The sequence below is a fragment of the Elusimicrobiota bacterium genome (assembly GCA_041658405.1).
GTDB lineage: Bacteria > Elusimicrobiota > UBA5214 > JBBAAG01 > JBBAAG01 > JBBAAG01.
Genome location: JBBAAG010000147.1, coordinates 1 through 3,096, shown reverse-complemented (window position 1 = coordinate 3,096; position 3,096 = coordinate 1). Strand labels below are relative to the sequence as shown.

The 3,096-nt window shown below is 43.6% G+C and carries 3 protein-coding genes; all 3 read left to right on the top strand.

The window, feature by feature from the left end; all coding sequences use genetic code 11:
* Positions 1-620, top strand: a 620-nt coding sequence (locus tag WC955_13335; GenBank protein MFA5860038.1) for a hypothetical protein, incomplete at its 5' end; no start/stop codon positions are given.
* Between the two features lie 10 nt (positions 621-630).
* Positions 631-2,409 carry a hypothetical protein gene (locus tag WC955_13330; GenBank protein MFA5860037.1) on the top strand — a complete coding sequence of 593 codons (1,779 nt, stop codon included), beginning with the start codon at positions 631-633 and terminating at the stop codon, positions 2,407-2,409.
* Positions 2,410-2,438: 29 nt separating this feature from the next.
* A partial coding sequence (locus WC955_13325; protein MFA5860036.1) for an extracellular solute-binding protein occupies positions 2,439-3,096 on the top strand: 658 nt, incomplete at its 3' end.

Below are 3,096 nucleotides of genomic sequence, written 5' to 3'. Positions count from 1 at the left end.
TACGTATTGCCTGGGATACCGTAGCTGACGGGATGTACCTATTCCCCTGGGATGCTGCATGGACACTGCGGAGGTTTGGGTCGCGTAGATTGTACCCGCACGGATGGGATGGGTTTACGTTAAGCGGCCGTGTTGCTACGTCACCCAGCTGGAAATCAACGCGCCGTGCGGTATTTATGACAACAGAGACTGAGAAACTACATCCATGGTTTTATGAAGATTTGGCATTACGCATGGATCTCGCTGCGGATAAGTTTGAGAGTGCTGCTGTGATGTTTGAAGATCTTAGCTTGCGTGTACCGGTAAAATTTAAGGCTGATGTTCTTCTGTGGTCACGTGATACCGGGCAACTAGGAATTATTACCCGTGATTGGCAGTACCATATGCAGGAAACATTGGTGGCGTATAATATCCGCCGTGTATTGGATACAGGGGAGGCAGTACCGGAAGAATGGTATCAGCGGTTACGCGGGTTTCTCATAAAAGACAGGGATAACCGCAAAAAACTTGGGGCTATTACAAATGAAAAAGTAGAGCCTATTGATGGGATAATCAGTGAGTACGATACCAGCCCTGCGGAGTGGGTACATAAGTATTTAAATATAGAATTTGGGAGTTAAAAAATTGTTTATGGCAAAAAAAGTGTCCACAAAAAAAGTTGTTACCCTCAACCATAACCTTGAGTCCGGGTTTGTAAACATTACATTCAGTAAATTGAAGATTAGCTGTTACGGCGGGAAGGTTACATTTTCAAAGGATAATGGGAAGACATACAATAATTGCGCGGTATACCCTGCGGAATACGGCGATACCAGTGTGCTTTATCATTCGTTATGGTCATGGAATGAAGCCGTAAATTATGGGAATGTAAAGTTCAACGGTAAACCTACCCCGCTTAACTGGAACCTATTTTTTGACTCAATGCACACGTATTCCGGTGAAGTTCTGGTTCGGGTTGAGTTAATCACCATATCCGGTATAGAAGTTATGGAACAAAAAGTTGTGTTAACCCCCTCAAAAACTGTGTACTTCACTGACTGGAAGAAGGTTATCCCGTCAGGTACGCCGTGGATAGTACCGGGTACATGTTTAGCGGTGGATAAGAACAAAATTGTTGGTACCAAACCATTTGAACCCGTAAAAATCCGGTTAGGTGTTGAGGGTAGGTACAGAATATTTTTTGGCCTCCCAAACGGCAATATGCGGCTATCCACAAAATTATCAGGGGATAAGGCATTGCACCCGTTCAACATAGCGGGTAGCCGTCTTGAGTACAACCATAAGGTTAAGAAAGAAGTGTTTTTCCGGGAAGCTGACTTAACAAAAGAGACAGTGTTGGAGTTAAACATGATCCCGCATGGCGTACGGAATCCGGATATCTGCGGGTTTGGTAAGTTAGCATACCTAAAACTTGTTCCCGTGGTTAAACATACAAAGAGTACTAAAAAGTTTGGGTGGCAAACCAAAAAGTTGGCAGTATATTTCGAACCATTTTCCTGGGCGTATATGTACGGGTTGACAACACGGGTTGAACTTGACGATATAATTGCGCAGTTTAAGTCTATCGGTGTCGATGAGGTGCATACACAGGTTATGCGGTTCGGGACAAAGTCGCTGCATAAAAGCAAAATCCTTGAAGCTAATGTTGATATTCCGCCAATAGGGGATGACCATCGCGGGTCGCCCGGGCCAGTGGAGATGCGTAAGTCGTTGGATATACTTAAAGACACAATTGAGTCCTGTAATTCCGCTGGGTTGATGCATTACACAAATATCGGGCTGACAAACTGTTATCCCGGCACGCCGGGGGAGGATAAGTTTTCACGTGAACACCCGGAGTACCGCACAAAAAATATTTTGAGGTATAACCGTCCTGAGACAATTAATTATGCTGCGAGTATTGTTAATGAAATCGTGGAGGATTATGATACCCCAGGATTTTCAATTGATTGTTTGCGGTATCCGTATTACCATACAGAATCTGAACTCATCGCGTTGTTTGAACGTATAATTGATGTCCTGGAAATCCAGGGGAAGAAGAGAGGTAAAAAAGTGCCGTTTGCCTTGCGTATCCCCGAAGGTGATATCACGTATTACCGTGCACTCTGGCATTTTGTTAAATCCGGGAAAATAGAGTACGTAGTCCCGTCGTCAATACATACCCGCAAACCTATTTATTCACTAAAACCATACATTAAATGGCAGAAGTTTGGGTGTAAGGTTTATGGCCGTATTGACGGGTGGAAAGAGTTCGCGCATGACGGCGGGGTTTTCTTTAACCCAAAAGATATTAAAGAAGATATTGAACGTTATATGAAAGAAGGCGCGGATGGCGTGTTTGTATACCAGGCGGACCTTCATTTAGTGGATGCGTATACCAAGCATGCGATTGATAAGCGTAACTGGTAAAACAAATATTCAGGGGAGGATAAGTTTAGATGAAAATAAAGATTGTTAAGTTATTGGTATTACTCACACTTTTTGCGGGATTAACTTCCGGGTGCACAAAAAAAAAGGCGGTATTAACATTATTCACATGGACACCGCAGCCTGAGTATTTAGTGAATGAAGAACTGGTGAAGGAGTTCACTAAAAAGTATCCCAAGATTACGGTACAGATAATCAATGACGCAACTGCGAGGTCAATGGATAAACTACAGACAATGTTCGCTGCGGGTACGCCGCCGGATGTTATGTCAATCCACGGAGCGTACTATCCAGCGTTCGCCGCTAAAGGTGCGTTGTATGAACTTGATAAATTTATCGCAGCTGATCCGGGATTTCAACTAAAAGATTTTTATCCTGGCCTCATTAAGTCGTGTACCTATAACGGTAAATTGTACTCATTACCGCGGTACACATCGGTGTACGTATTGTTCTACAACAAAGACTTGTTTGATACCGCAAAACTGCAATATCCTGCGGAGAACTGGACCTGGGCGGAGTATCTTAGTATTGCAAAAAAACTTACTATAGATGCTAACGGTGATAAAACAGTTGACCAGTACGGGTGTATGATTGACTTCTGGGGTTCACGTGTCTATCCCTGGATTTGGCAGAATAACGGCGAGTTGTTTACGCCGGACCTCAAAAAAA